Below are 25,178 nucleotides of genomic sequence, written 5' to 3' on the forward strand. Positions count from 1 at the left end.
CCGGGGGTCTGGGCGGAGGCAATGCGAGGCGCAGGCCGCGCCGTGGTGGTCTCCACCACAAGCGGACTGCAACGTGGCAGTGCGCCGCCCAGACCCCCGGCCCGAAGGGTTGCCCCCAGACGGGGCGTCTGCGGCGTTGTCGGGCTGGGGCAAGGCGCCCAGCCTTGCCCCTGCCCTCCGCCTTGCATCCCTCCCCGTCTGGGGGCAACGCGGGTGCAGAAATGGGGTGAACAGGCCCTAATCCGCCGGACCCCAGAACGACACCACGATGCTGTCGTCTGCCGTGGTTTCCAGCGGGGTGCGCAGGCCGTAAGGCGTGGTGTTGCTGAAACCCCAGGCGCCAATATGACGGGCGCCTGCGACGACCACGACGTAGAGGCTGGCTTCGTCCGCCTCATGCCCCGGCGCCTTCACCAGGCTCCAGACCTGGCCCGCGCCGCCCTGGGCGTCTTGACTCACGAACAAGGCCGTGTCGGCCTTTTGATCGGAATAGGTCTGTCCCGGGTGGATCGGTCTGTAGCTGTTGCCCTTGTTGTCGCGGATGGCTTGCAGCGTGGCCGGGCTCTGGGTGAGCACCTGCACCAGCACCAGCGCGCCCTGGGGCGGCGTATTGACCGGCGGGGTGGACAGGATGGGTAGATCGGTTCCTGCCGAGTTGGCAGCGAACGCATGCGCCGCTACGGCAACGGTTTGACGCTGCGCCGAGGCAGCCGCGGGCGTGTAGGCGGTCGCGCCCGCGAGATAGTCGGGCACGCCGCTCGTCCCGGCGATGGAGGGGGATTCAGGCGGTTTGCCGCATGCCGACAGAAGGAGCGCTGCCGAGATGGCGGAAAACCGCAACACGGGAGCAAGACGTGGACGCATGGCCCATCCTCCCTCAGCTCACGGCGCTGGCCTCACTCGCCCAGCCCCGCCATGCCGCCGACCACGGCGTGCATGCCCGCATCGACGTGCAGAACCTCCGCCGTGATGCCCGCTGCCAGATCGGACAGCAGGAAGGCCGAGGCATTGCCGACCTGCAGGGTATCGACGTTGCGGCGCAGCGGGGCGTTGTCGGCGTTGAACTTGAGCATCTTGCCGAAGTCGGCAATGCCCGAGGCGGCCAGGGTCTTGATCGGTCCGGCGCTGATGGCGTTGACCCGCATGCCGCGCGGGCCCAGCGATTCGGCCATGAAGCGCACCGTGGCTTCGAGCGCGGCCTTGGCCACGCCCATGGTGTTGTAGTTGGGCACCACGCGCTCGGCGCCCAGATAGGTCATGGTGATGAGCGAAGGCATCTGCCCCGCCTCCACCGACTTGTTCAGCAGCGGCAGCGCGGCCTTGGCCAGAGCGGGGAAGGAATAGGCCGAGATGTCGTGCGCGATGCGAAAGCCCTCGCGGGAAAGGCCGTCCATGAAGTCGCCCGCAATCGCCTCGCGCGGGGCGAAGCCGATGGAATGCACCAGGCCGTCGAGCTGCGGCCAATGCGCGGCCAGACCGCTGAAAGTGGCTTCGATCTGCGCGTCGTCGCTCACGTCGCAGTCGAACACCAGGGTGCTGCCGAACTCGGCGGCGAATTCGGTGATGCGCTGCCTGAAGCGCTCGCCCACGTAGGTGAACGCCAGCTCGGCGCCCTCGCGGTGGCAGGCCTGGGCGATGCCATAGGCGATGGAACGGTTGGACAGCAGGCCGGTGATGAGGATGCGTTTGCCTTGGAGGAATGCCATGATTGAAGCGCTTTCAACGATGATGCGGTGTGGAATGGGGTTTGATGCAGAATTCTCGCATGGCCCACGCCCTGTCTCGTTCGCTGTCCCTCACCCGCCGCCGCCTGCTGCAAAGCCTGCCTGCGGGCTTGTTCCCGGCGGCGGCGTGGGGCGCGCAGCCCCTGCAGGGCGCATTCGCGCTGTACGACCAAGCGAAATACCCGCCGGATTTCACCCATTTCGACTATGTCGATCCCGCGGCCCCCGTGGGCGGGCGCCTGGTACTGACACCGCCGACGGTGGGCGGCAGCTTCGACAAGCTCAACCCCTTCACCCTCAAGGGCAACGCGGCGCCGGGGCTGAATACCCTGGTGTTCGAAACCCTGATGACTCCGAGCTGGGACGAGCCCAACACCGTCTACGGCCTGCTGGCCGAGGACATCGCCGTGGCCCAGGACGGCCTGTCCGTGCTGTTTCGCCTCGACCCGCGGGCGCGGTTTTCCAATGGCGACGCAGTCACCGCGCACGACGTGGCGTACAGCTTCAGCACCCTCATCAGCAGCGCGTCGGCGCCGCAGTTCGCCAGCCTCTACGCCGATGTGGCCGGCGTGCAAGCCCTGGATGCGCGGCGGGTGCGCTTCACCTTCAGGCAGCGCAATCACGAACTGCCCATCCTGCTTGCCGGCCTGCCGGTGTTTTCGCCCAAGTGGGCAGGCTCGCGGGCGTTCAACGAAGTGATCGACGCGCCCATCGCCAGCGGGCCCTACCGCATCGCCCATACATCGCAGCAGCGCGACATCACCTACGCCCGTCGCAGCGATTACTGGGGCTGGAACCTGCCCACCCGCCGCGGGCAGTTCAACTTTGCCGAGATCACCTACAAGCTCTATCTCGACGGCACGGCACGGCTGGAGGCGTTCAAGGCGGGCGAGTTCGACCTGATCCAGGAGTTCATCGCCCGCAACTGGGCGCGGCAATACCGCGGCCCCGGCTTCGACAGCGGTGCGCTGAAAAAGCTGGAACTGCCCAACCACAATCCCGCGGGGTTTCAGGGCTTTGTGGTCAATCTGCGCCGAGCGCAGTTTCAGGACGTGCGGGTGCGTCAGGCGCTGGCCCTGGCGCTCGATTTTCAATGGCTCAACCGCATGCTGTTCTACGGCGCCTACAAACGCATCGAAGGCTATTTCGCCAATACCCCGTTCGAGGCGCATGGCACGCCTGGTCCGGATGAGTTGGCCTTGCTGGAGCCGCTGCGCGCCAAGCTGTCAGCCGAGGTTTTTGGAGAACTGCCGCGCATGCCGACGACCGCCCCGCCGCCGGGCCGCCCCAAGGCGGGGCGCGCCCCCTCGGGGCTGAGTGCCGCGGCTCCAGTCTGGCCTGCGCCAGACTGGACGGCACGAAGGGGCTTCGCCTCGGGCGAAGCCGCGCCCTGCAAGGGCAGAGAGGGCGAAGACCGAACGTGGGGGCTTTCACCTTCGCCGAACAGTCTGCGCGGCAATCTGCTCAAGGCGCGCGCGCTGCTGGAGCAGGCGGGCTGGCACTGGCGCGATGGTGCGCTGCGCAATGCCCGCGGCGAGGCATTGGTGATCGAATATCTGGATAGCCAGGGCTCGATGTCGCGCATCATTTCCGTCTATGCCCAGGCGCTGCAACGGCTGGGCATCGCACTCAACTATCGCCTGGTCGATTTCGCCCTCTACCAGCAGCGCATGGACACCTTCGACTTCGACATGACCACCATCCGCTACGGCGGCAGCACCAGCCCGGGCAACGAATTGTTCGACCGCTTCGGCTCGCGCGCGGCTGCGGTGCAGGGTTCGGACAACGTCTGGGGCTTGCGCGATCCGGCAGTCGATGCGCTGATCGAGCGCGTGGTGGCGGCCACTTCCATGCAAGCGCTGCAGACCGCCTGCCGCGCACTCGACCGCGTGCTGGTCTGCGGCTGGTATTCCGTGCCGCAGTGGTATAGCGACACCTTCCGCGTGGCGATCGCCGCCCGTAAATTTTCCTGGCCGAAAATCCTGCCGCTGTACTACCAGCCCGAGAGTTGGGCAGTGCAGTGCTGGTGGGCTGATTCCAAACCCGCTTCCGGAGCGCTGGCATGAATCTCTGGGCCTACCTCCTCAAGCGGGTGCTGCTGATGATTCCCACCCTGCTGGGCGTGCTCACCCTCACCTTCGTCGTGGTGCAGTTCGTGCCGGGCGGGCCGGTGGAGCAGATGGTGTCGCAACTGCGCGGCAAGGAGGGTGGGGCGGCGGGCGAGGCGGCGACGGCGCAGGGCATTTACCGCGGCGCGCAGGGCATTTCGCCGCAGCAACTCGCCGAGCTGAAAAAGCTCTACGGCTTCGACAAGCCGCCACTGCAGCGCTACCTCGACATGCTGTGGCAATTCGCGCATTTCGACCTCGGGCGCAGCTATTACCACCACGAAGCGGTGTGGACGCTGATCCGCGAGCGCCTGCCGGTGTCGATCTCGCTGGGGTTGTGGAATTTCCTGCTGACCTACCTCATCTCCATTCCGCTGGGCATTGCCAAGGCGGTGCGGCATGGCAGCCGTTTCGATGTGTCCACCAGCATCGCGGTGCTGGTGGGCTATGCCATTCCGGGCTTCGTGCTGGGCGTGCTGCTGCTGGTGCTGTTCGCCGGGGGCACCTGGCTGCAATGGTTTCCGCTGCGCGGGTTGGTGTCCGACGGCTGGTCGCAGTTCGGCTTCTGGCACAAGATCACCGACTATCTCTGGCACATCACCCTGCCGGTGCTGGCCTCCACCGCGGGCAGTTTTGCCATCATCACCATGCTGACCAAGAACGCCTTTCTGGAAGAAATCCGCAAGCAGTATGTGCTCACGGCGCGGGCCAAGGGGCTGAGCGAACGCACCGTGCTGTGGCGGCATGTGCTGCGCAACGCGCTGGTGCCGCTGGTCACCGGGTTTCCGGCAGCGTTCGTCGGCGCGTTTTTCGCCAGCTCGCTGCTGATCGAAACGCTGTTCTCGCTTCCCGGGCTGGGGCTGCTGTCGTATGAGGCGGTGATGCGGCGCGACTATCCGGTGGTCATGGGCTCGCTCTACCTGTTCACCCTGATCGGGCTGGTGACCAAGCTGATCGCCGATCTGAGCTATGTCTGGGTCGATCCGCGCATTCAGTTCGGGGCGCTGCGGTGAGCGCAGTCGATCTGGCGCCGCCCGCGCGCCATCCCTTTCTGACGCAGGGATGGGCGCGGTTCAAGACGCATCGCCTGGGGCGCTGGAGCCTGTGGCTGTTTGCGCTGCTGTTCGGGCTGAGTCTGCTCGCGCCCGTGCTCAGCAACGACCGGCCGCTGCTGGTGCGGTATGACGGACGGTTTTATCTGCCGCTGCTGCACAGCTATCCAGAAACCACGTTTGGCGGCGACTTTCACACGCCGACCGACTATCTCGATCCCTATATCCGCGCCAGACTGTCGGCGCCCGGCAATTTCGCGCTCTATCCCCCCATTCCCTACAGCGCCACGACCATCGACTACTACGCGCAGCGGCCTTTTCCGTCTTCGCCGTCGGCGCGACACTGGCTGGGCACCGACGATCGCGGGCGCGACGTGCTGGCGCGGCTGATCTACGGCTTTCGACTGTCGGTACTGTTCGCGTTGGCGCTGACGGTCACGGGCACGGCGCTTGGCCTGCTCATCGGCGCGGTGCAGGGCTATTTCGGCGGGCGCATCGATCTGACGGTGCAGCGGCTGATGGAAGTCTGGGGCGCGATGCCTGAGCTGTATCTGCTGATCATTTTTTCCGCCGTGTTCGCTCCGGGGCTGGCCTTGCTGCTGGTGCTGCTGTCGCTGTTCGGCTGGATGGGGCTGGCCGACTATGTGCGCGCCGAATTCCTGCGCAACCGGCAGATGGACTATGTACGCGCGGCGCAGGCGCTGGGGCTGTCGCATGGCCGCATCATGTGGCGCCACATCCTGCCCAACAGCCTCACGCCGGTCGTGACCTTTCTGCCGTTTCGCATGAGTGGCGCGCTGCTGGCGCTCACCAGTCTGGACTTTCTCGGTCTGGGCGTGCCGCCGCCCACGCCCAGTCTGGGCGAACTGCTGGCGCAGGGCAAGGCCAATCTGGATGCGTGGTGGATTTCCGCCGCGGCCTTCGGCGCGCTGGTGAGCATTCTGCTGCTGCTGACCTTCATCGGCGAGGCGCTGCGCGACGCCCTCGATCCCCGCTACACCGGCATGGGCAGATGATGGACGGGAAAACCCCGAAACCCCTGCTCCAGGTGCGCGATCTGCGGGTGCGTTTCGGCGCGCAGACCGTGGTGCACGGCATCGACCTCGCCATCGCCGCGGGCGAAAAGGTCGCGCTGGTCGGCGAATCCGGCTCGGGCAAGACGGTGACGGCGCTGGCGCTGCTGCGGTTGCTGGGTGGCGCGCAGCAAACCGGCAGCGTGCAATTCGACGGACGCGAACTCTCCGCCTTGAGCGAACGGCAGATGCGGGCGCTGCGCGGCAAGGACATCGCCATGATCTTCCAGGAGCCGATGACCGCGCTCAACCCGCTGCATCCGGTCGGGCGGCAGATTGCCGAGGTGCTGGAACTGCACGAGGCGCTGCCGCGCCGCGCCGCCTGGGCGAGGGCGGTGGAGTTGCTGGGACAGATGGGCGTAGACCAGCCCGCAAGGCGCGCTGCAGACTACCCGCACCAACTCTCCGGCGGGCAGAGACAGCGGGTGATGATTGCCATGGCGCTGGCCTGCCGCCCGCGCCTGCTGCTGGCCGACGAGCCCACCACGGCGCTGGATGTGACCGTGCGCCGCCAGATTCTCGATCTGCTCGATGCCCTGCAAGCGGAGTACGGTCTGGCCTTGCTGTTCATCACCCACGACCTTCCTCTGGTGCGGCGCTATGCGCATCGCGTGGCCGTGATGCAGCAGGGCAGGGTGGTGGAGACCGGCGCGGTGGAGGCGGTGTTCGCCGCGCCGCAACATCCCTATACACAGATGCTGTTGCGCAGTCGCCCGCATCGGCTGGTGCAAGCGTCCGAAAAAAACGCCACCCCGCCGCCGGGCCGCCCCAAGGCGGGCATCTCCCCCTCCCAACCTCCCCCAGCAAGTGGGGGAGGAGTGATCACCCCCTCCCCACTCGTGGGGGTGGAGGCGGAAAAGGCAAAGCCAACTGCTTGGCTTTGCCCCGCCGGAACGGGGCTGGCTTGCAAGCCAACCATTGGACGGGTCGGGGTGGGGAGCACCCCCTCCGGGCTGAGTGCCGCGGCTCCAGTCTGGCCTGCGCCAGACTGGACGGCACGAAGAGGCTTCGCCTCGGGCGAGGCCGCGCCCTGCAAGGGCAGCGACGGCGAAGCCGGAGCGTGGGGGCCATCCACCCCGCCCGCAGTGCTGCAGGTGCGAGATCTCGAAGTGCGCTTCGCCCAGAACAGCGGTTTCTGGCGCAAGCGCTGGCTGCCCGTGCTGCAGAACATTTCGCTGGAATTGCCCGCCGGGCAGACGCTGGGCGTGGTGGGCGAATCGGGCAGCGGCAAGTCGACCCTGGCGCTGGCGCTGCTCGGGCTGCTGCGGCGTCAAGGCGGCGAGGTGAACCTGCTGGGGCACGATCCGGCGCGGTTGTCGGCAGCGGCGCTGCGCTCCTGGCGCGCGCAGGCTCAAATCGTGTTTCAGGACCCGTTTTCCAGCCTGTCGCCGCGGCGCACCGTGGCGCAGATCGTCGAAGAAGGGCTGGAAATCCATCGCCCGCAGTGGAGTGCCGGGCAACGCCGGGCGCGTGCACGGCAAATGCTGGCGGAAGTCGGCCTGCCGCTTTCACCGGCCGAATTGCAGCGTTATCCGCATGCCTTTTCCGGCGGCCAGCGCCAGCGCATCGCGCTGGCGCGGGCCTTGATCCTGGAGCCCAGGGTGCTCATCCTGGATGAGCCGACCAGCGCGCTCGATGTGTCGGTGCAGCAGCAGGTGCTCGAACTGCTCGCCATGCTGCAGCAAAGGCATGGTCTGAGCTATGTGCTCATCAGCCACGATCTGGCGGTGATCGCCGCGCTGGCGCATCGCGTCGTCGTGCTGCACCGGGGCAGGGTGGTCGAGTCCGGCGAGGTCGACCAGGTGCTGCGCGACCCGCGCCAGCCCTACACCCGCGAGCTGATCGCCGCGGCCGATCTGTCCGCTGTCCCTGGCGCATCAACTGAAGTGGGCTGACAGGTCGAGGCTGGACTCGCGCCCGAGGCGCCCGCCGTGCCGCTCGATCCAGTCGCGCGCCTGCTCGCGGCCAAAGTCGCGCAGCCGTTCGAGCAGCGGCAGATACGGCGTGATCCGCGTCTCCGGCGGCAGGCGCCCGGCCAGGCCGTCGGCCGCGATCAGATGGAACCGCGCGCGCATCAGCCGCCGCTCCAGCCGGCCGATGCGCAGCGTCGACTCGGCGGCGTAGCGCCGCGCCTGGCCGATCAGGTGCATTTCGCGAATGAACGGGCTGTTGAACGCGAGTTCGAGCGAGCGCTGCCGGATGTCGTGCGCCGTGCGCGGCGTCGGGCCGAAGCTCGACGGGCTGAGCAGCACCAGCAGGGTGTCGCGGCTGGCGCATTCGAACAGCAGCGGGAATACCGCGGGATTGGCGGCGAACGCGCCGTCCCAATAAGTGTTGCCGTCGATCTCGACCGCCTGCTGCAGATTGGGCAGACAGCCCGACGCCAGCAGCGCGTCGACGCTCAGATCGCGGTTGTGGAACAGGTGCAGCCGCGCGGTGTCGGTCCGGGTCGCGGCGATGAACAGGCGCGGCGCGTCGGCCCGGCGCAGCCGTTCGAAATCGACCATCTCGCCGAGCAGCTTGCGCAGCGGGTTGAGGTTGAGCGGGTTGAACTGGTAGGGCGAGACGAACTGCGCCCATCGCAGCATCAGCCGCGCGGCGGGCGTGAGTGCGGCGTCGTCGCCGCTGCCCACCGGCATCACCATGCCCAGCGGCACGCTCGCGGCCACGCCCGACCAGAACTGCACCAGCCGCTCGCGTGCGGCGTCGCGCCCGCCGCGCAGCAGGCCGTCGGCGAGGATCACGGCGTTCATCGCTCCGGCGCTGGTTCCGCTCAGGCCGTCGAAGTCGATGCGGCCGTCTTCGAGCAGTGCGTCGAGCACACCCCAGGTGAACGCGCCGTGCGCGCCGCCGCCCTGCAGCGCAAGGTTGACGCTCGGGCTCGGGCGGCGAAGGAAGAACGGCATGGGCAGAGGGTCGGCAAGCAAGGGTCGGCGTGGGACGAGCCGCGCCCGTATTCCCGTATCCGTATGGCAGGTCCATATGGCAGGCATTGCGGTGCAGGGCTGTGGGCGCAGTTGCCAAAAGCAGGCAACATCCCTATAATCCATTTTTTTGTCGGCTGCAAGAAAGTATGGCGAGATAACCACATTGAGCCACTGTTGCGCACGGTGCGATGTCGTGAAGTGGCGGGATGATCGGTTGGTTGCAGGCGACGGACGTGAGTGCTTGAAAGACGTGAGCGCTTGAAAGACATGGCGGCGCGTGCGCTGCAACTGCAACGAGCAATACTCGGGCGACTTTATCGCCCTTTTTTTTTGCGCGTTGGCTTGATGCGAGGAAATTTCGAGGTTGAAACGATGAATGTTGGAGGCGCTGCTGCGATCGAATCTGCCGTGACCGGCCTCGGGCTGGAGCTCGTGGAGGTGGAGCACCTGCCGCGAGGCCTGCTGCGCGTGACCATCGATCATGCCGACGGCAGCGCAGTGACCGTGGAGGACTGTGAGCGGGTGACGCGCCAGCTCCAGTATGTGTTCGAGGTGGAGAACGTGGACTATGGCCGCCTGGAGGTTTCCTCTCCGGGGCTGGATCGGCCGCTGCGCAGGCCGGAGGATTTTGTGCGTTTTGCCGGTCTGGAAGTCGATGTCGTCCTTCGCGTGCCGTTTCAGGGGCGGAAGAAATACCGCGGCGTCTTGATCGAGCGGGCGCAGGACGATGCGCCGGGTCGTTTTTCCATCGCCTTGTCGCCTCCCGAGGCCGATGCCGGGCGCAAGCCCGGCGCCGCGAAGAAAAAGGCCAAGGAAAAGGCCAAAGCCGCTGCGGCGCCCGCTGCCGCTGCGGGCGAGGGTGAGGATGTTCTGTCCGTCATGGATTTCAGTCTGGCCGAGGTGCGCGAGGTGCGTCTGGTGCCCGTCGTCGATTTTGGGAGTGGTCGAAAATGAGTCGCGAGATTTTGATGCTGGTGGACGCCCTGGCGCGTGAAAAGAATGTCGACCGCGATGTCGTCTTCGGCGCCGTCGAGGCTGCGCTGGCTTCCGCTACCAAGCGGCTATACGAAGGCGAGGCCGATGTGCGGGTGCAGATCGACCGTGAAACGGGCGAATACGAAACCTTTCGCCGCTGGCATGTCGTACCCGACGAGGCCGGTCTGCAGCTTCCCGACAGCGAGATCCTGCTGTTCGAGGCGCGCGAGCAGATTCCCGATATCGAGGTGGGCGACTACATCGAGGAGCCGATCGAGAGCATCGCCTTCGGCCGCATCGGGGCACAGGCCGCCAAGCAGGTCATCCTGCAGAAGATCCGCGATGCCGAGCGCGAGCAGATCCTCAACGATTTTCTGGCGCGCAACGACAAGATTTTCAACGGCACGGTCAAGCGCCTGGACAAGGGCGATCTCATCGTCGAATCGGGCAAGGTCGATGCGCGCCTGCGCCGCAGCGAGCTGATTCCGAAGGAAAACCTGCGCGTGGGCGACCGCGTGCGTGCGGTGATCACCAAGATCGACCGCACTGCGCGCGGCCCGCAGATCGAAATCTCGCGCACCGCGCCCGAATTCATGATCGAGCTGTTCCGCCTGGAAGTGCCCGAGATCGAGCAGGGGCTGCTGGAAATCAAGTCATGCGCCCGCGAGCCGGGCGTGCGCGCCAAGATTGCCGTGGTGTCGCACGACCGCCGGGTCGATCCCATCGGCACCTGCGTGGGCATCCGCGGTTCGCGCGTCACGGCCGTGACCAACGAACTCGGCGGCGAGCGCGTGGACATCGTGCTGTGGTCGGAAGACCCCGCGCAGTTCGTCATTGGCGCGCTGGCGCCGGCGAATGTCTCATCCATCGTCGTGGACGAGGAAAAGCATGCCATGGACGTGGCCGTGGACGAGGAAAACCTGGCGCTGGCCATCGGCCGCACCGGGCAGAACGTGCGCCTGGCCTCCGAGCTGACGGGGTGGAAAATCAATATTCTCAGCGCCGAGGAATCCGTTGCCCGCAACACCCAGGAAATCGAGAAAATGCGCAGGCTGTTCGTCGAGAAGCTCGACGTCGATCAGGAAGTGGCCGACATTCTCATCGCCGAAGGGTTCACCAGCCTCGAAGAGCTGGCTTATGTGCCGATCAACGAAATGCTCGAAATCGAGGCGTTCGATGAGGATACCGTCAACGAATTGCGCGAGCGCGCCCGCAATGCCCTGCTGACGCAGGAGATCGTGCGCGAGCAGAAGCTCGACGAAGTCGATCCGGCGCTCAAGGCGCTCGATGGATTGAGCGCGGACGATCTGGCCTTGCTCGCCGAGGCCGGGGTGATGACCCTGGACGATCTGGGCGATCTGGCGACCGACGAGCTGACCGCCATACTCCGCACCGACGAGGCGCGGGCTGCCGATCTCATCCTGAAGGCGCGTGCGCACTGGTTCGACGCCTGATTCGCCGAGTCTCCGATTCCCCGAGTCCATTCACACCTGACGCCCGCACTTCAAACATTTCAAGCCGCACTAGGACACACCCTCCATGGCCAGTCATACCGTCTCACAACTCGCCGCAGAACTCGGCAAACCCTTGAACCTGCTGCAGCAGCAACTGCAACAGGCGGGAGTCGGGGCGCGCGCGGCAGACGATGTCATCAGTGAGGCCGACAAGGCCCGCCTGCTCGAGCACCTGCGCGCGGCGCACGGCGGCGCGCCCGGCGGAGAGCGGAAAAAAATCACCCTGACCCGCAAGCAGACCAGCGAGATCAAGCAGGCCGATGCCACCGGCAAGGCGCGCACCATTCATGTGGAGGTGCGCAAGAAGCGCGTGTTCGTCAAGCGCGACGAATCCGCGATGGGCGCCGAGGCCCACGCCCTGTCCGAGCCGGAGGCGCCGGTGGTGGACGACGCCGAGCTGCTGCGCCGCGAGGCCGAGGCGCAGCGTCAGGCCGATCTGCTGGCGCGTCAGGCCGAGGAACTGGCGGTTCAGCGCGCGGCCGAGCAGGAGCGGCGGGCCGCACAGGAGCGCCAGGAGCAGCAAGCCCGCGAGCAGGCCGAGCGCGAAGCCCAGGCTGCCCGCGAGGCCCAGGCCGCGCATCAGTCAGCGGACAAGATGGCCGCGGCCAAGGTGCAGCAGCCCGCGGGCGTCACGGCCGAGTCGGGCGCGCAAGCGCAAGACATGCAGGCACGGCAGGCCAGCGAGGCGTCGTCTGCATCGTCTGTTGCTTCGCAGGCCGCGGCAGCCGAGCGCGCCGCCGCGCAGAGCAAGCAGGATGCGCAAGAGGCGGCCAAGCTGGCGCAGATCGAAAAGCGCCGCAAGGCTGCCGAGGCGGAGGCCGCGGCCATACGCGACATGATGGCGCGACCGCGCACCGTGCTGCGCGCCGACAAGCCTGCGGTCAAGACCGCCGAAGCCGCCCCCGCGAGCGGGACGATCAAGGGCACGATCCACAAGCCGGCTGCAGGCGCCGCCAAAACGCCGGGTGCGACCAGCGCGGCAGCGCCCGGCAGTGCGGTGAAAAAGGACGACAAGCAGGTCAAGTCCGAAAAGCTGTCGTCGTCCTGGGCGGACGATGCCGCGAAAAAGCGTGGTGCGGCGATCAAGCCCCGCGGCAATCTCACGGGAGCGCCGGGAGGGTGGCGTGGGCCGAAGACCACCGGGGGACGCCGCGGCGGCCGCCATGACGGGCGCACCGATGGGCGCAATGACCAGGCCGTGCAGGCCGCGCCTGCCGAGATGATCGTGCGCGAAGTGCACGTGCCCGAGACGATCACGGTGGCGGAGCTGGCGCACAAGATGGCGGTGAAGGCCGCCGAAGTCATCAAGAGCCTGATGAAGCTCGGCCAGATGGTGACCATCAACCAGGTGCTCGATCAGGAAACCGCGATGATCGTGGTCGAGGAACTCGGCCATATCGCCATTGCCGCCAAGCTCGACGATCCCGAGAACTTTCTCACCGAAGGCGGTGAAGGCGCGCAGGCCGACGCGGAACAACTCCCGCGCGCGCCGGTGGTCACGGTCATGGGCCACGTCGACCACGGCAAGACCTCGCTGCTCGACTACATCCGACGCGCCAAGGTGGCGGCAGGCGAGGCCGGCGGCATCACCCAGCACATCGGCGCCTATCACGTGCAAACGCCGCGCGGCATCGTTACCTTTCTCGATACCCCGGGCCACGAGGCGTTCACGGCGATGCGCGCGCGCGGTGCGAAGGCGACCGACATCGTCGTTCTGGTGGTGGCCGCGGACGACGGCGTGATGCCGCAGACCAAGGAAGCAATCGCCCACGCCAAGGCTGCCGGGGTGCCCATCGTCGTCGCGCTGAACAAGATCGACAAGCCCGACGCCAATCCGGAACGGGTGACGCAGGAGCTCATTGCCGAAGGCGTCGTGCCCGAGGCCTATGGCGGCGAATCGCCCTTCGTTCCCGTGTCGGCCAAGACCGGCCAGGGCGTGGATGAACTGCTCGAAAACATTCTGCTGCAGGCTGAAGTGCTGGAACTGAAAGCGCCGGTCGATGCGCCGGCCAAGGGATTGGTGATCGAATCGCGGCTCGACAAGGGGCGGGGGCCGGTGGCGACGGTTCTGGTGCAGTCGGGTACGCTCAGGCGCGGCGACGTGGTGCTCGCCGGCGCGGCCTATGGCCGCGTGCGCGCCATGCTCGACGAAATGGGCAAGCCGGTCACCGAGGCCGGGCCGTCGATCCCGGTGGAAATCCAGGGCTTGACCGAGGTGCCGAGCGCCGGTGAGGAAATCATGGTGTTGCTCGACGAGCGCAAGGCGCGCGAAATCGCGCTGTTCCGCCAGGGCAAGTACCGCGACGTCAAGCTGGCCCGGCAGCAGGCGGCCAAGCTCGAGAATATGTTCGAGCAGATGGACGAAGGCGCGAAGAATCTGCCCCTCATCATCAAGGCCGACGTGCAGGGCTCGCAGGAAGCGCTCATCCACGCCCTCACCAGGCTCTCGACCAGCGAGATCAAGGTGCAGGTGGTGCATGCGGCAGTGGGCGGCATTTCGGAGAGCGACGTCAACCTGGCCATCGCGTCGAACGCGGTGATCATCGGTTTCAACACCCGCGCCGACGCCGGCGCGCGCAAGCTGGCCGAGGCCAACGGTATCGATATCCGCTACTACAACATCATTTACGAAGCGGTCGACGAGATCAAGGCGGCCATGTCGGGCATGCTCACGCCCGAGAAGAAGGAAGAAGTCCTGGGTCTGGTCGAGATCCGTCAGGTGTTCCGCATCCCGAAAGTGGGGGCGGTGGCGGGCTGCATGGTGCTGTCGGGCCTGGTGCGCCGCTCCGCGCACGTGCGCCTGCTGCGCAACAACGTGGTCATCCACACAGGCGAGCTCGATTCGCTCAAGCGCTTCAAGGACGATGTGCGCGAGGTCAAGGAAGGTTTCGAGTGCGGTCTGTCGTTGAAGAACTATCAGGACATTCAAGAGGGCGATCAACTCGAAGTGTTCGAAATCAAGGAAGTGGCGCGCACCCTGTAAGGGACGCCGCGGTCAGACAGAGATGAAACGCGCCACGCCCAACCGCACCCAGCGCATCGCCGACCAGATCCAGCGTGATCTGGCCGAGCTGATCCAGCGCGAGCTGCGCAACCCCCACCTCGGCCTGGTGACCCTCACCGACGTGCAGCTCACGCCCGACTACGCCCATGCCAAGGTGTATTTCAGCGTGATCGGCGCCGAGCCCGAGACGGCGCGCCAGTTGCTCAGCGACAAGGCGGGCTATTTGCACAGCCTGCTGTTCAAGCGCCTGCAGATCCACACCGTGCCCACGCTGCATTTCCTGTTCGATCCGACGACCGAGAAGGCCGCCGAGATGGACGAGCTGATCAAGCAGGCTGTCTCGCACCAGGCCAAAGACGATTGACCCGCCGCGGCGCGCGCGGGTTTGCCCCATGATGAATTCAAGCAAAACGCCCTGGGAGGCGGTGAGCGGCGTGCTTCTGCTGAACAAGCCGCGCGGACTGACTTCGCAGCAGGCCCTGTTTCGCGTGCGCCGACGCCTGCGCGCAGCGAAGGCCGGGCATGGGGGCACGCTCGATCCACTGGCCGACGGCCTGCTCATGCTGTGCTTCGGCGCGGCGACCAAGTTCGCCCAGCGCCACCTCGAAGCCGACAAGCGCTATGTCGCCGTGCTGCAGCTCGGCGTGCGCACCACGACGGATGACGCCGAAGGCGAAATCGTCGAACGCCGCGCCGTGCAGAGCAGCCGGGCGCAGATCGATGCCGTGCTGCCACGATTCATCGGCGCAATCACCCAGGCACCGCCGGTTTACAGCGCGCTCAAGCGTGACGGAAAGCCGCTTTACGCCTACGCCCGGGCGGGGCAGGCCGTCGAAGTGACGGCGCGCACGGTGCAGATCCATGCGATCGACGTGTTGGCCTTGCAGGACGACCGATTGACGCTGGCCGTGCATTGCGGCAAGGGCACTTACATCCGCGCGCTGGCGCGTGACATCGGTGAAGCGTTAGGCTGTGGCGCGCATCTGGCGGCGCTCACCCGCACCGCAAGCGGCGGTTTTTCGCTGGAGCAGGCTTTGACGCTGGACGAGGTCGAGGCGCTGGCCCCTGCCGATCTGCGCGAGCGGTTGCTGCCGACCGACGTGCTGCTGCAGTCCTCGCCACGCCAGAATCTCGACCTGGCCTCGGCGCAGCGGTTTTTGCACGGCGCGCGCCTGAGCGGCCTGTCGCCGGACCAGCCTGCTGCGCCGGGCGAAGACGTGCGGGTTTACGGGCCTCTGGCGGCGGGTGAGCCGGCGGTGCTGCTGGGCGTTGGCACGTGGGAGGCAGGCGTGTTGTCTCCGCGCCGCCTGCTGTGCCTCGACGAACTCGCGCCGGTCAAGAACGCTGCCATCAAAAACGCTGCCACACAGCCCCCCATTTCACAACCCCGAATCGAATCTCTCGCCGAATCTCTCCATCAGGACGCCACCCCATGAGCAAATCCATCCGCAACATCGCCATCATCGCCCACGTCGACCATGGCAAGACCACCATGGTCGACCAGTTGCTGCGCCAGTCGGGCACCTTTGCCGAACACGAAAAAGTCGTGGACACGGTAATGGACAACAACGCCATCGAACGCGAGCGCGGCATCACCATCCTGGCGAAGAACTGCGCCGTGAGCTGGCAGGGCACGCACATCAACATCGTCGATACGCCCGGCCACGCCGACTTCGGCGGAGAAGTGGAGCGCGCGCTGAGCATGGTCGACGGCGTGGTGCTGCTGATCGACGCCCAGGAAGGTCCGATGCCGCAGACGCGCTTCGTCACCAAGAAGGCGCTGGCGCTGGGGCTCAAGCCCATCGTCGTGGTCAACAAGGTGGACAAGCCCGGCGCCAAGCCCGATGCCGTGGTCAACGCCGCCTTCGACCTGTTCGACAAGCTCGGCGCGACCGACGAGCAGCTCGATTTTCCCGTGGTCTATGCCTCGGGCATCAACGGCTGGACCTCGCTGGAAGAGGGCGAGCCGGGGCAGCAGTGGGGCCCGGACATGTCGGCGCTGTTCAACACCATCCTCAAGCATGTGCCGCCGCACAGCGGCGATCCGGCAGCGCCGCTGCAACTGCAGATTTCGGCGCTCGACTACAACAACTTCGTCGGCCGCATCGGCGTGGGGCGCATCAACGCCGGCACGATCAGGCCCGGCATGGACGTGCTGGTGATGGAAGGGCCGCAGGGCAAGTCGTTCAAGGGGCGCATCAATCAGGTGCTGACCTTCCAGGGGCTGGACCGCGTGCAGGTGACCGAAGCCGGCCCCGGCGACATCGTGCTGATCAACGGCATTGCCGACATCGGCATCGGCGTGACCGTGACCGACCCGCTCAACCCCGCGCCGCTGCCCATGCTCAAGGTGGACGAGCCGACGCTGACCATGAACTTCTGCGTCAACACCAGCCCGCTCGCAGGCCGCGAAGGCAAATTCGTCACCAGCCGCCAGATCTGGGACCGGCTGCAGAAAGAGCTGCAGAGCAATGTGGCGCTGCGGGTGAAGGAGACCGACGAGGACGGCGTGTTCGAGGTCTCGGGCCGCGGCGAGCTGCACCTGACCATTCTGCTGGAGAACATGCGCCGCGAAGGCTACGAGCTGGCGGTGTCCAAGCCGCGCGTGGTGTTCAAGGATGTGGACGGCGTGCGGCAGGAGCCGATCGAGCTGGTGACAGTCGACATCGAGGAACAGCATCAGGGCGGGGTGATGCAGGCGCTGGGCGAACGCAAGGGCGAGTTGGTCAATATGGAGCCCGACGGTCGCGGCCGCGTGCGCCTGGAATACCGCATTCCGGCGCGCGGACTGATCGGCTTCACCAACGAATTCCTCAACCTGACCCGCGGCTCCGGCCTGATCTCCAACATCTTCGACGGCTACGAGCCGCACAAGGGCGAGATTGCCGGGCGCAAGAACGGCGTGCTGATCTCGATGGACGACGGCGAGATCTTCACCTACGCCCTGGGCAAGCTCGACGACCGCGGGCGCATGTTCGTCAAGGCGGGCGATCCGGTGTACGAGGGCATGATCGTGGGCATCCACAGCCGCGACAACGATCTGGTGGTCAACGCCACCCGCACCAAGCAGCTCACCAACTTCCGCGTATCGGGCAAGGAAGACGCCATCAAGATCACCCCGCCCATCGACCTGACGCTGGAGTACGGCGTGGAATTCATCGAAGACGACGAACTGGTCGAAATCACCCCCAAGAGCATTCGCCTGCGCAAGCGCTACCTCACCGAGAACGAGCGCAAGCGCGCGGGTCGCTCGGCCTGAGGCGGCTTTGACCAAGCCCGATCCTTTTGACTCTGGCGCGTGCGAGAATCGAAACAAAGGGGGGTGTATGGCGAGATTCAAAGCAAGAAGCTGGCTGTCGGCTCTGCTGATGGCTGGGATGCTGTCTTCGTGCGGCGGAGGCGGGAGCGCGACGCTCACGACCGATTCGACTGCTCAACCTCAGGCAGGCAGCGTCGTCGCCCGCACCGCGCCGATGGGCGTGCTGGTCCCGCTGTACGGTTATCCGCTGGTCTACAGCGGCAGTGGCGCGACCCGCACCACGGTGACCAACCCGGCGTGGGCGGAAGTGGCGGCGCAGGCCGCTGCCGTGCCCACGGTGGCCATCATCAATCCGAGCAACGGGCCGGTGGCCTGTTCCACGCCGCCAGCGCCCACGCTGAGCGCCTTCACGCAGGGCATCGCGGCGCTGCATGCGGCTGGCGTGACCGTATTGGGCTATGTGCACACCAGTTACGGCCAGCGCGATCCGGCTCTGGTGCAGCAGGACGTGCAGACCTATGCGCAGTGCTACGGCGTCGATGGCGTGTTTTTCGACGAGGTTTCCACTCACGCTGATACGGCGAGCTATTACGCCAATGCCGCGGCGGCCGTGCGGCAGGACATCCAGCCGTCCAGCGGCAAGCCCGCGTTGGTTGCCATCAATCCGGGCGCCTATCCCGACAGTGCGATTGCCGCCGTCGCCGACATCACCGTGATCCACGAAAGCGCCGATGCGCAGGTCTTGCCCATCCCCGTGAGCCTGAGCAGTATTTCGCCGCAGAAGTTCGCTTACCTTGCCCTCAGGCTGAGCGATCTGCCGCAGGTGCAGACCGCCACGCTGAGCAGCCTGTATCAGCAGGGCATCGGCTACGTCTATTTGACCGATCAGGGCAGCGGCACCGATCCCTGGGCCACGCTGAGCACGCAATATGCGGCGATGGTTCAGACCCTGCAGACGCTCAACCAGACGCAGAATTGAGACCTCCTTTCGGATCGTCGCGGAAGAACTCCTCCCCCACGGGCGGGGGAGGCTGGGAGGCGCATCCTTGAGGCGGCTGGGCAGCGAGGGGTATTACCTTGGCGCGCGAACCCTCACCCCAACCCTCTCCCGGAGGGAGAGGGGGCCTATCTCTCCCCCACTCGTGGGGGAGGTTGGGAGGGGCATCCGAAGCAGGCGCGAAGCGCTGTTCTCACCTCCCCCACTTGCTGGGGGAGGCCGGGAGGGGGATTTTCAGCGCTTCGCCAGGGCACTTCGCCGTTTTCCAAGCCTGGTTTCGCGGCCTTTGCCCGTAGGCTGCTTGCCGGTTTTGTCAGACAGCCAGAAGAGCCGCGGCCTGCAGCGCCATGACGCCTTCTTCGTCGGTGGGCAGCGCGTAGGCGGGGACCTTGCTGTCGCCGTGGGTGATGCAGGCCTGGCCCGCGGCGTTGGCCAGCGGGTCCAGGCGCAGGCCCAGCCAGGAGAGGGCGCTGCACACTTCCTGCCGCACGCGGGCGCTGTGGGTGCCGATGCCGCCGGTGAACACCAGGGCGTCGAGCCCGCCGATATCGGCGGCGAGCGCGCCGATGTGGTGAGTCACGCTGGCGGTGAACAGGGCGATGGCTTGCTGCGCTTGGGGCTCGGCGCTGGCTTCGAGGGTGCGCATGTCGCCGCTGAGGCCGGAGACGCCTTTGAGCCCGCTGTCGTGGTAGAGCATGGCGGTGAGCTGCCCTGCGTCCAGATGTTCTTCGGTGATCCAGTGCAGCACCAGACCGGGGTCGATGGCGCCGCAGCGGGTGGACATGACCAGGCCGTCGAGCGCGGTAAAGCCCATCGTCGTGCTGACGCTGCGCAGACCGCGCAGGCCGCACAGGCTGGAGCCGCCGCCCAGATGCGCGACGATGACCGCGCCTTGTGCCCGTTCGCCCAGCAGCGGCGGCAGCTTGTGGGTGATGGCGTCAAAGGACAGGCCGTGAAAGCCGTAGCGTTTGAAGCCTTTGTCGTGCCACTCGCGCGGGATGGCGTAGCGGCGGGCGAGATCGGTCTGCGTGGCGTGAAACGCGGTATCGAAACAGGCGATCTGCGGCACCTCGGGCAGCCGTGCGCTGGCAGCGTCGACCCCGGCCAGCCCCGGCCCCTGGTGCAGCGGAGCGAGGCTGCGCAGCGCGTCGAGCGCGGCGCGCACGGTGGGTGTGATGCGCTGCGCCGTGGTGAAGGTGGTGCCGCCGTGCACGATGCGGTGCGCCACCGCGGCGATGGGGCCGCAGCCCGCCGGGATGATGAGTTGATCGAGCAGGGTGTCGACCTCGGCGGCGATGTCGCCTCGGGGATCGCTGGAGGCGGTGCGGTGGGGCTGGCCTTGCGCGTCGGTCCAGCGCAGCGTGGCCTGGCCGTCGTGGCTGTCGATCTCGCCGCTGAGCAGGGCTTCGGGCAAGCGGGGTCCGTGACAGTCATCCCATTTGAACAGGGCGAATTTCAGACTGGCGGAGCCGGTGTTGAGGCAGAGCAGGGTGGGGGCGGGCATGGCGAGTCTTGTCCTCAGTCGTGGGCGCCGTCGATCTGTCCCGCGGCCTTGAGCAGGGCCTGGCGTTGCAGCACGGCCAGGGCACAGGAAGCCAGGCGCGCTTCGACGCCGTCGGCGCGGCTGGTGAGGATGATGGGCACGCGCGTGCCGATGACCAGCCCGGCGATGGTGGCGCCGCCGAGGTATTCGAGCTGCTTGGCCAGCATATTGCCCGACTCCAGGTCGGGCGTGAGCAGGATGTCGGCCAGACCGGCCACCGGCGAGTCGATGCCCTTGGTCTTGGCCGCGGCCAGCGACATGGCATTGTCGAAGGCCAGCGGCCCGTCGAGGATGGCGCCGGTGATCTGTCCGCGGTCGGCCATTTTGCACAGCGCGGCCGCGTGCAGCGTGGCGGGCATGCTGGCGTTGACCGTTTCCACCGCGGCCAGGATGGCCATGCGCGGCGTGGCGATGCCCAGCGCCTGCGCCAGTTCGATGGCGTTTTGCGCAATGTCGCGCTTGGTGTCGAGGTCGGGGTCGATGTTGATCGCCGCATCGGTGATGAACAGCAGGCGGTCGGCCGCGGGGGCGTCGATGACGAACACATGGCTGGCGCGACGCGCGGTGCGCAGGCCGGTCTGGGCGTCGAAGGCGGCGTGCATCAGCTCGTCGGTGTGCAGCGCGCCTTTCATCAGCGCACCGACCTTGCCGCTGCGCGCCAGTTCCACCGCCAGCGCGGCGGCGGCGTGGCTGTGTTCGGTGGACAGGAGTTGCCAGGGCGAGAGGTCGATTCCGGCGGCGTCCGCCGCGGCGCGGATGCGGGCTTCCGGGCCGACCCACACGGGCTCGATCAGCCCGGCCTGGGCGGCGTCGATCGCACCCTGGATCGAGATTTCGTTGACTGGATGCACCACGGCTACGCGCATGGGTTTGAGTCCCTTGCAGCCCTCGTGCGCCCTGGAGACCAGCGCGAGCAGACGCTGGCCCGGGTCGACCAGATGCAGTTGCGGCAGACGGGTGCGCGGACGGCAGATCTTTTGCGTCGGCGCCTGCACCAGGGCATGCCCGGAGGCGACGGTTTCGCCGCGCTGGTTGACCACCCGGCAGTCGAAGCGGATCTGGTGGCTGTCGGCGAATTTCTCGCGCGCGGTCACCGAGGCGGTGACCGTATCGCCCAACACCACCGGGTGCTCGAACGACAGCGATTGATCGACGTACACCGTGCCCGGCCCCGGCAATTCGGTGCCGAGCAGGTTGGACAGCAGCATGCCGCTCCACATGCCGTGCGCGACGACCTGGTGAAACGGCGTGCTGCGGGCGAATTCCTCATCGACGTGCGAAGGGTTGGCATCGCCCGACAGCACGGCAAAGGTGGAAATGTCGGCCTGGGTCAGGGTGCGCTGCAGCGTGGCGGTATCGCCCAGGGAGATGTCGTCGAAGGTGCGGTTGCAGATCGTGTCGGTCATGGCGGAGTCTCGTGAAAGGGATTTCAGCGTTGCAGCACATACTCGCCGGGTGCGTCGGCTATCGGGGGGTAGTCCACGCTCCCGCAGGCGGGCGGCGCGACCTGTTGGCCGCTGCCCTTGGCGACCAGCCATTGCTCCCAGCGCGGCCACCACGAGCCTTCTTCGGCCTGCGCCACTCGCACCCAGTGCGCCGGGTCGGTGTAGGGGCGGCCGCCCGGGTGCACGGCCCAGCGGTAGTGGCGATGCGGGTGGCCGGGCTCGCTGACGATACCGGCGTTGTGCCCGCCGCTGGTGAGCACGAAGGTCACTTCGGAGTCGGCCAGCAGGTGAATCTTGTAGACCGACTTCCACGGTGCGACGTGGTCGGTTTCGGTGCCGACGACGAACCAGGGCGTGCTCACGTTCTCCACCGCCACCGGGCGGCCATCGACGGCGTAATGGCCTTCGGCCAGCGCGTTGCGCAGGTAGAGCTTGTGCAGGTATTCGCTGTGCATGCGGTAGGGCATGCGGGTGGCGTCGGCATTCCACGCCATGAGGTCGTTCATCGGCGCGCGCTCGCCCATGAGGTAGTCGCGCATCATGCGCGACCAGATCAGGTCGGAGGAGCGCAGCATCTGGAAAGTGCCGGCCATCTGCGTGGTGTCGAGGTAGCCCTGCGACCACATCAGGTCTTCGAGAAAGCTGAGCTGGCTCTCGTCGATGAACAGGCTCAGTTCGCCCGCCTCGGTGAAATCGGTCTGCGCGGCAAACAGGCTGACGCTGGCCAGGCGTTCGTCGCCGCGCCGCGCCAGCGCCGCAGCGGCGATGGACAGCAGGGTGCCGCCCAGGCAATACCCGGTGGCGTGCACCTTGCGCCCGGGCAGGATGGAAGTCACCGCGTCGAGCGCGGCGAAGGGGCCCAGGCGCAGGTAGTCGTCCATGCCGAGATCGCGCTCGTCCGGCCCCGGGTTTTTCCACGACAGCATGAACACCGTATGGCCGCGATCGACCAGGAACTTCACCAGCGAGTTGTGCGGCGAGAGGTCGAGGATGTAGTACTTCATGATCCACGCCGGAACGATGAGCACCGGCTCGGCCTGCACCGTGGGCGTGGTCGGGCTGTACTGGATGAGTTCCATCAGGCGGTTGCGCAGCACCACCTCGCCCGGTGTGGCGGCGACCTCGTGGCCGGGGCGGAACTGTTCCACGCCTGCGGGTGGACGTTTGTCGAGCGCGCGCTGGGCGTCTTCGATCCAGTTGCGCAGGCCCTGCGCCAGATTGTTGCCGCCACTGGAGACGGTGCGCTCCAGCACTTCGGGGTTGGTCCAGAAGAAATTGCCGGGCGAGAGCATGTCCAACCACTGCCGGGCCATGAAGGCGACCACCTGCTCGTGATGCGGCGACACGCCGCGCACATCATGGGCGGCGGCGGCGGTAAGGCGTTCGAACAGCAAAAATCGCTGCGCCAGCAGGTTGAACGGAAACTGCTGCCATTGGGCGGCGGAAAAACGCCGGTCGTTCGGGGTGGGCGCGACGCAGTCCGGGCAGGGGGTGCGATCGGCGCGCAGGGCATGCGCGCCCAGCTCGGCGGCATAGCGCAGCCATTGCCTGCGCATCTCCAGCGCGAGCACCGCCAGGCTGGCCTGCTTGCCGGGCGATGCCGCCAAGTGCATGCCCCAGTCGGCAAAGGCCAGAGCGAGGGCGGTGGGCGACAGGCCGAGCGTGGCTCGGGCGGTGAAGGCGTGCAGCGTCCGGTCGATCAGTTCGCGCATGGCCTGATCGCGGTCTGGCGGGACGAGCGTCAGCGCGTCGGCTGGGGGCAGGGGGATGGGGCGGGGCGTGGCCGGGGTGGTGGGGGTGGAAGGGGTAGGGATGGGGGTGGGGGACGCGGCATCGACACTCGTCTGGTCTGGCGGCATCGCCGTCGCTGCGCGCAGCGTCGATTTTTGCGGAGCCGGTGCCTTGGCCGATAGCGATGGGGTGGTATGCAACTTTCCGGGCACGCGGCGCCGGGGCTGGAGTTCGCTCATGGTGCATCTCCTTCACAGATCGTTCCATTTGAATGTCGCAGTGCAGCATAGCGCTTGACGCGCATCAAGTCGGCCGGGTATGCAGATGCAAGCCTTCGCACCGAATGCAAACCCGTCACGCAGCCGATCAAATGCTTCCGGCAAAATAGCACCCCATCATGAAACTACGAGAAAGCCGGGTATGCGCGTCACAGTGATTGGAGCGGGATATGTGGGTCTGGTGACCGCGGCGTGTTTTGCCGACGTGGGCAATCAGGTCACCTGCATCGAGCGCGATCCGGGCCGCCTGTCGGCGCTGCGCGACCGCGCCGAGGTGCCGTTTTACGAGCCGGGCCTGGGCGAGCTGGTGCGGCGCAACATCGAACAGGGCCGCCTCGCCCTGAGCCCGAGCATCGCCGAAGGGCTGCCGGGTGCGCAGGTGTGTTTCATCGCGGTGGGCACGCCGTCGCTGCCCGATGGCCGGGCCGATCTTTCCCAGGTGGAAGGCGCCGCCACCGAAATCGGGCGTGCCATGACCGGGCCGCTGGTCGTGGTGCAGAAATCCACCGCCCCGGTGGGCACGATTGGCAAGGTGCGCGCCTTGATCGAAACCGCGCTGGCCGAACGCGGGCTGAACCATCGCCTGGGCGTGGTGAGCAACCCGGAGTTTCTCAAGGAAGGTTCGGCCATCGAGGACTTCACCCGCGGCGACCGCATCGTGCTGGGCAGCGACGATGCGCAGGCCATCGCCACCATGCGCGAGCTGTACCGGCCGTTCAACCGCAATCACGAAAAAATCATGGTGATGGACGCCGCCAGCGCCGAACTCACCAAGTACGCCGCCAACGCCATGCTGGCCACGCGCATCTCGTTCATGAACGAACTGGCGCGCATCGCCGAGGCGGTGGGCGCGGACATCGAGCAGATCCGCAAGGGCATCGGCGTGGATCACCGCATCGGCAGCCATTTTCTCTATGCCGGGGCCGGTTATGGCGGCTCCTGCTTTCCCAAGGACGTGAAGGCGCTGGCGCACACCGCCCGCGGACTCGGCCTGCACGCCGAACTGGTGGAGGCGGTGGATGCGGTGAATCAGCGGCAAAAGCTGCGCCTGTTCGAGAAAATCAGCGACCACTATCAAGGTGAGCTGGCCGGCAAGACCTTCGCGCTGTGGGGGCTGGCATTCAAGCCCAATACCGACGATATGCGCGATGCGCCCAGTCTGGACCTCATCAGCGCCCTGTTGCAGGCGGGTAGCAGGGTGCGCGCCTGGGACCCGGTGGCAGTCAGCATGGCGCGGAGTCTGCTGCCTGAGCATCCCGCGCTGGAGTTCGCCGCCGATGCCCGCGCCACGCTGAACGGGGCCGACGCGCTGGCCGTCGTCACCGAGTGGCACGCCTTCCGCTCGCCCGATTTCGCCACGCTGGCGAGCGCGCTGCGCGACCGCGTGGTGTTCGACGGCCGCAATATCTGGGACCCGGAGTTCGTGCGCGCCTGCGGCCTGCGCTACTACGGCATCGGTCGGGGCTGAGAGCGGCGCCATCGCAGCCAGCAGGGCACCCCCCTCCCGGCCTCCTCCACGCAGTGGGGGAGGTGAGAACACTCCCTCCC

18 protein-coding genes are annotated in these 25,178 nt (G+C 66.8%); 12 read left to right on the top strand and 6 right to left on the bottom strand.

Annotated elements, in window-relative coordinates; translation table 11 throughout:
• Nucleotides 1-237: 237 nt before the first annotated feature.
• Together RBR52_RS13355 and fabI are read right to left on the bottom strand one after the other, a co-directional pair.
• A complete protein-coding gene (locus RBR52_RS13355) occupies nt 238-864 on the bottom strand; it encodes a hypothetical protein (RefSeq protein ID WP_320377775.1) in 627 nt (208 codons plus the stop codon).
• Between the two features lie 32 nt (nt 865-896).
• Entirely contained in the window at nt 897-1,706 is an 810-nt protein-coding gene (gene fabI, locus RBR52_RS13360) for an enoyl-ACP reductase FabI (protein WP_320377776.1), read from the bottom strand.
• 59 nt (nt 1,707-1,765) lie between these two features.
• Between fabI and RBR52_RS13365 the strand changes: the two genes are divergently transcribed.
• Genes RBR52_RS13365 through RBR52_RS13380 form a run of 4 tightly spaced genes read left to right on the top strand, consistent with a single transcriptional unit; the run spans nt 1,766 to nt 7,852 of the window.
• Nucleotides 1,766-3,790 (top strand): extracellular solute-binding protein, encoded by a 2,025-nt coding sequence (locus RBR52_RS13365; protein WP_320377777.1) that lies wholly within the window; start codon nt 1,766-1,768, stop codon nt 3,788-3,790.
• Entirely contained in the window at nt 3,787-4,845 is a 1,059-nt protein-coding gene (locus RBR52_RS13370; protein ID WP_320377778.1) for a microcin C ABC transporter permease YejB, read from the top strand. The genes RBR52_RS13365 and RBR52_RS13370 overlap by 4 nt, the downstream gene beginning before the upstream one ends.
• The gene (locus RBR52_RS13375; RefSeq protein WP_413818332.1) at nt 4,806-5,900 is read left to right on the top strand and encodes an ABC transporter permease; all 1,095 of its coding nucleotides are present in this window, start codon (nt 4,806-4,808) and stop codon (nt 5,898-5,900) included. Before RBR52_RS13370 ends, RBR52_RS13375 begins: the two co-directional genes overlap by 40 nt.
• Nucleotides 5,900-7,852, top strand: a complete 1,953-nt coding sequence (locus tag RBR52_RS13380; protein ID WP_413818333.1) for an ABC transporter ATP-binding protein — start codon at nt 5,900-5,902, stop codon at nt 7,850-7,852. The genes RBR52_RS13375 and RBR52_RS13380 overlap by 1 nt, the downstream gene beginning before the upstream one ends.
• Here RBR52_RS13380 and RBR52_RS13385 read toward each other — a convergent pair.
• Complete coding sequence (locus tag RBR52_RS13385) at nt 7,835-8,863, bottom strand: patatin-like phospholipase family protein (protein WP_320377781.1); 1,029 nt, start codon at nt 8,861-8,863, stop codon at nt 7,835-7,837. The two genes, RBR52_RS13380 and RBR52_RS13385, sit on opposite strands and share 18 nt — an antisense overlap.
• A gap of 393 nt (nt 8,864-9,256) precedes the next feature.
• Here RBR52_RS13385 and rimP point away from each other — a divergent pair, with 393 nt between their 5' ends.
• From rimP to RBR52_RS13420, 7 genes are all read left to right on the top strand, one after another.
• Nucleotides 9,257-9,838, top strand: coding sequence for a ribosome maturation factor RimP (rimP, locus tag RBR52_RS13390; protein ID WP_320377782.1), 582 nt, complete (start codon nt 9,257-9,259; stop codon nt 9,836-9,838).
• Entirely contained in the window at nt 9,835-11,313 is a 1,479-nt protein-coding gene (gene nusA / locus RBR52_RS13395) for a transcription termination factor NusA (RefSeq protein WP_320377783.1), read from the top strand. The genes rimP and nusA overlap by 4 nt, the downstream gene beginning before the upstream one ends.
• An 85-nt stretch (nt 11,314-11,398) precedes the next feature.
• On the top strand, nt 11,399-14,356 hold the full coding sequence (gene infB, locus RBR52_RS13400) for a translation initiation factor IF-2 (RefSeq protein ID WP_320377784.1): 2,958 nt from the start codon (nt 11,399-11,401) through the stop codon (nt 14,354-14,356).
• Nucleotides 14,357-14,378: 22 nt separating this feature from the next.
• Nucleotides 14,379-14,741, top strand: coding sequence for a 30S ribosome-binding factor RbfA (rbfA, locus tag RBR52_RS13405; protein WP_320377785.1), 363 nt, complete (start codon nt 14,379-14,381; stop codon nt 14,739-14,741).
• A 31-nt stretch (nt 14,742-14,772) separates the two neighbouring features.
• Nucleotides 14,773-15,813 (top strand): tRNA pseudouridine(55) synthase TruB, encoded by a 1,041-nt coding sequence (gene truB / locus RBR52_RS13410; protein ID WP_320377786.1) that lies wholly within the window; start codon nt 14,773-14,775, stop codon nt 15,811-15,813.
• A complete protein-coding gene (gene typA, locus RBR52_RS13415; protein WP_320377787.1) occupies nt 15,810-17,636 on the top strand; it encodes a translational GTPase TypA in 1,827 nt (608 codons plus the stop codon). The genes truB and typA overlap by 4 nt, the downstream gene beginning before the upstream one ends.
• A gap of 118 nt (nt 17,637-17,754) precedes the next feature.
• On the top strand, nt 17,755-18,615 hold the full coding sequence (locus RBR52_RS13420) for a spherulation-specific family 4 protein (RefSeq protein ID WP_320377788.1): 861 nt from the start codon (nt 17,755-17,757) through the stop codon (nt 18,613-18,615).
• Between the two features lie 331 nt (nt 18,616-18,946).
• Here RBR52_RS13420 and RBR52_RS13425 read toward each other — a convergent pair whose 3' ends face one another.
• The 3 genes from RBR52_RS13425 to RBR52_RS13435 are packed head-to-tail and all read right to left on the bottom strand — an operon-like array spanning nt 18,947 to nt 23,333.
• Entirely contained in the window at nt 18,947-20,137 is a 1,191-nt protein-coding gene (locus tag RBR52_RS13425; RefSeq protein WP_320377789.1) for an acetate/propionate family kinase, read from the bottom strand.
• Nucleotides 20,138-20,151: 14 nt separating this feature from the next.
• Nucleotides 20,152-21,582 carry a bifunctional enoyl-CoA hydratase/phosphate acetyltransferase gene (locus RBR52_RS13430; protein WP_320377790.1) on the bottom strand — a complete coding sequence of 477 codons (1,431 nt, stop codon included), beginning with the start codon at nt 21,580-21,582 and terminating at the stop codon, nt 20,152-20,154.
• A 23-nt stretch (nt 21,583-21,605) separates the two neighbouring features.
• Nucleotides 21,606-23,333: a PHA/PHB synthase family protein gene (locus RBR52_RS13435; protein ID WP_320377808.1), complete on the bottom strand. Its 1,728-nt coding sequence runs from the start codon at nt 23,331-23,333 to the stop codon at nt 21,606-21,608.
• A gap of 439 nt (nt 23,334-23,772) precedes the next feature.
• Between RBR52_RS13435 and RBR52_RS13440 the strand changes: the two genes are divergently transcribed.
• Nucleotides 23,773-25,098, top strand: coding sequence for a UDP-glucose/GDP-mannose dehydrogenase family protein (locus tag RBR52_RS13440; protein WP_320377791.1), 1,326 nt, complete (start codon nt 23,773-23,775; stop codon nt 25,096-25,098).
• Nucleotides 25,099-25,178: the final 80 nt, after the last annotated feature.

Source organism: Thiomonas sp. (assembly GCF_034007205.1).
GTDB lineage: Bacteria > Pseudomonadota > Gammaproteobacteria > Burkholderiales > Burkholderiaceae_C > Thiomonas.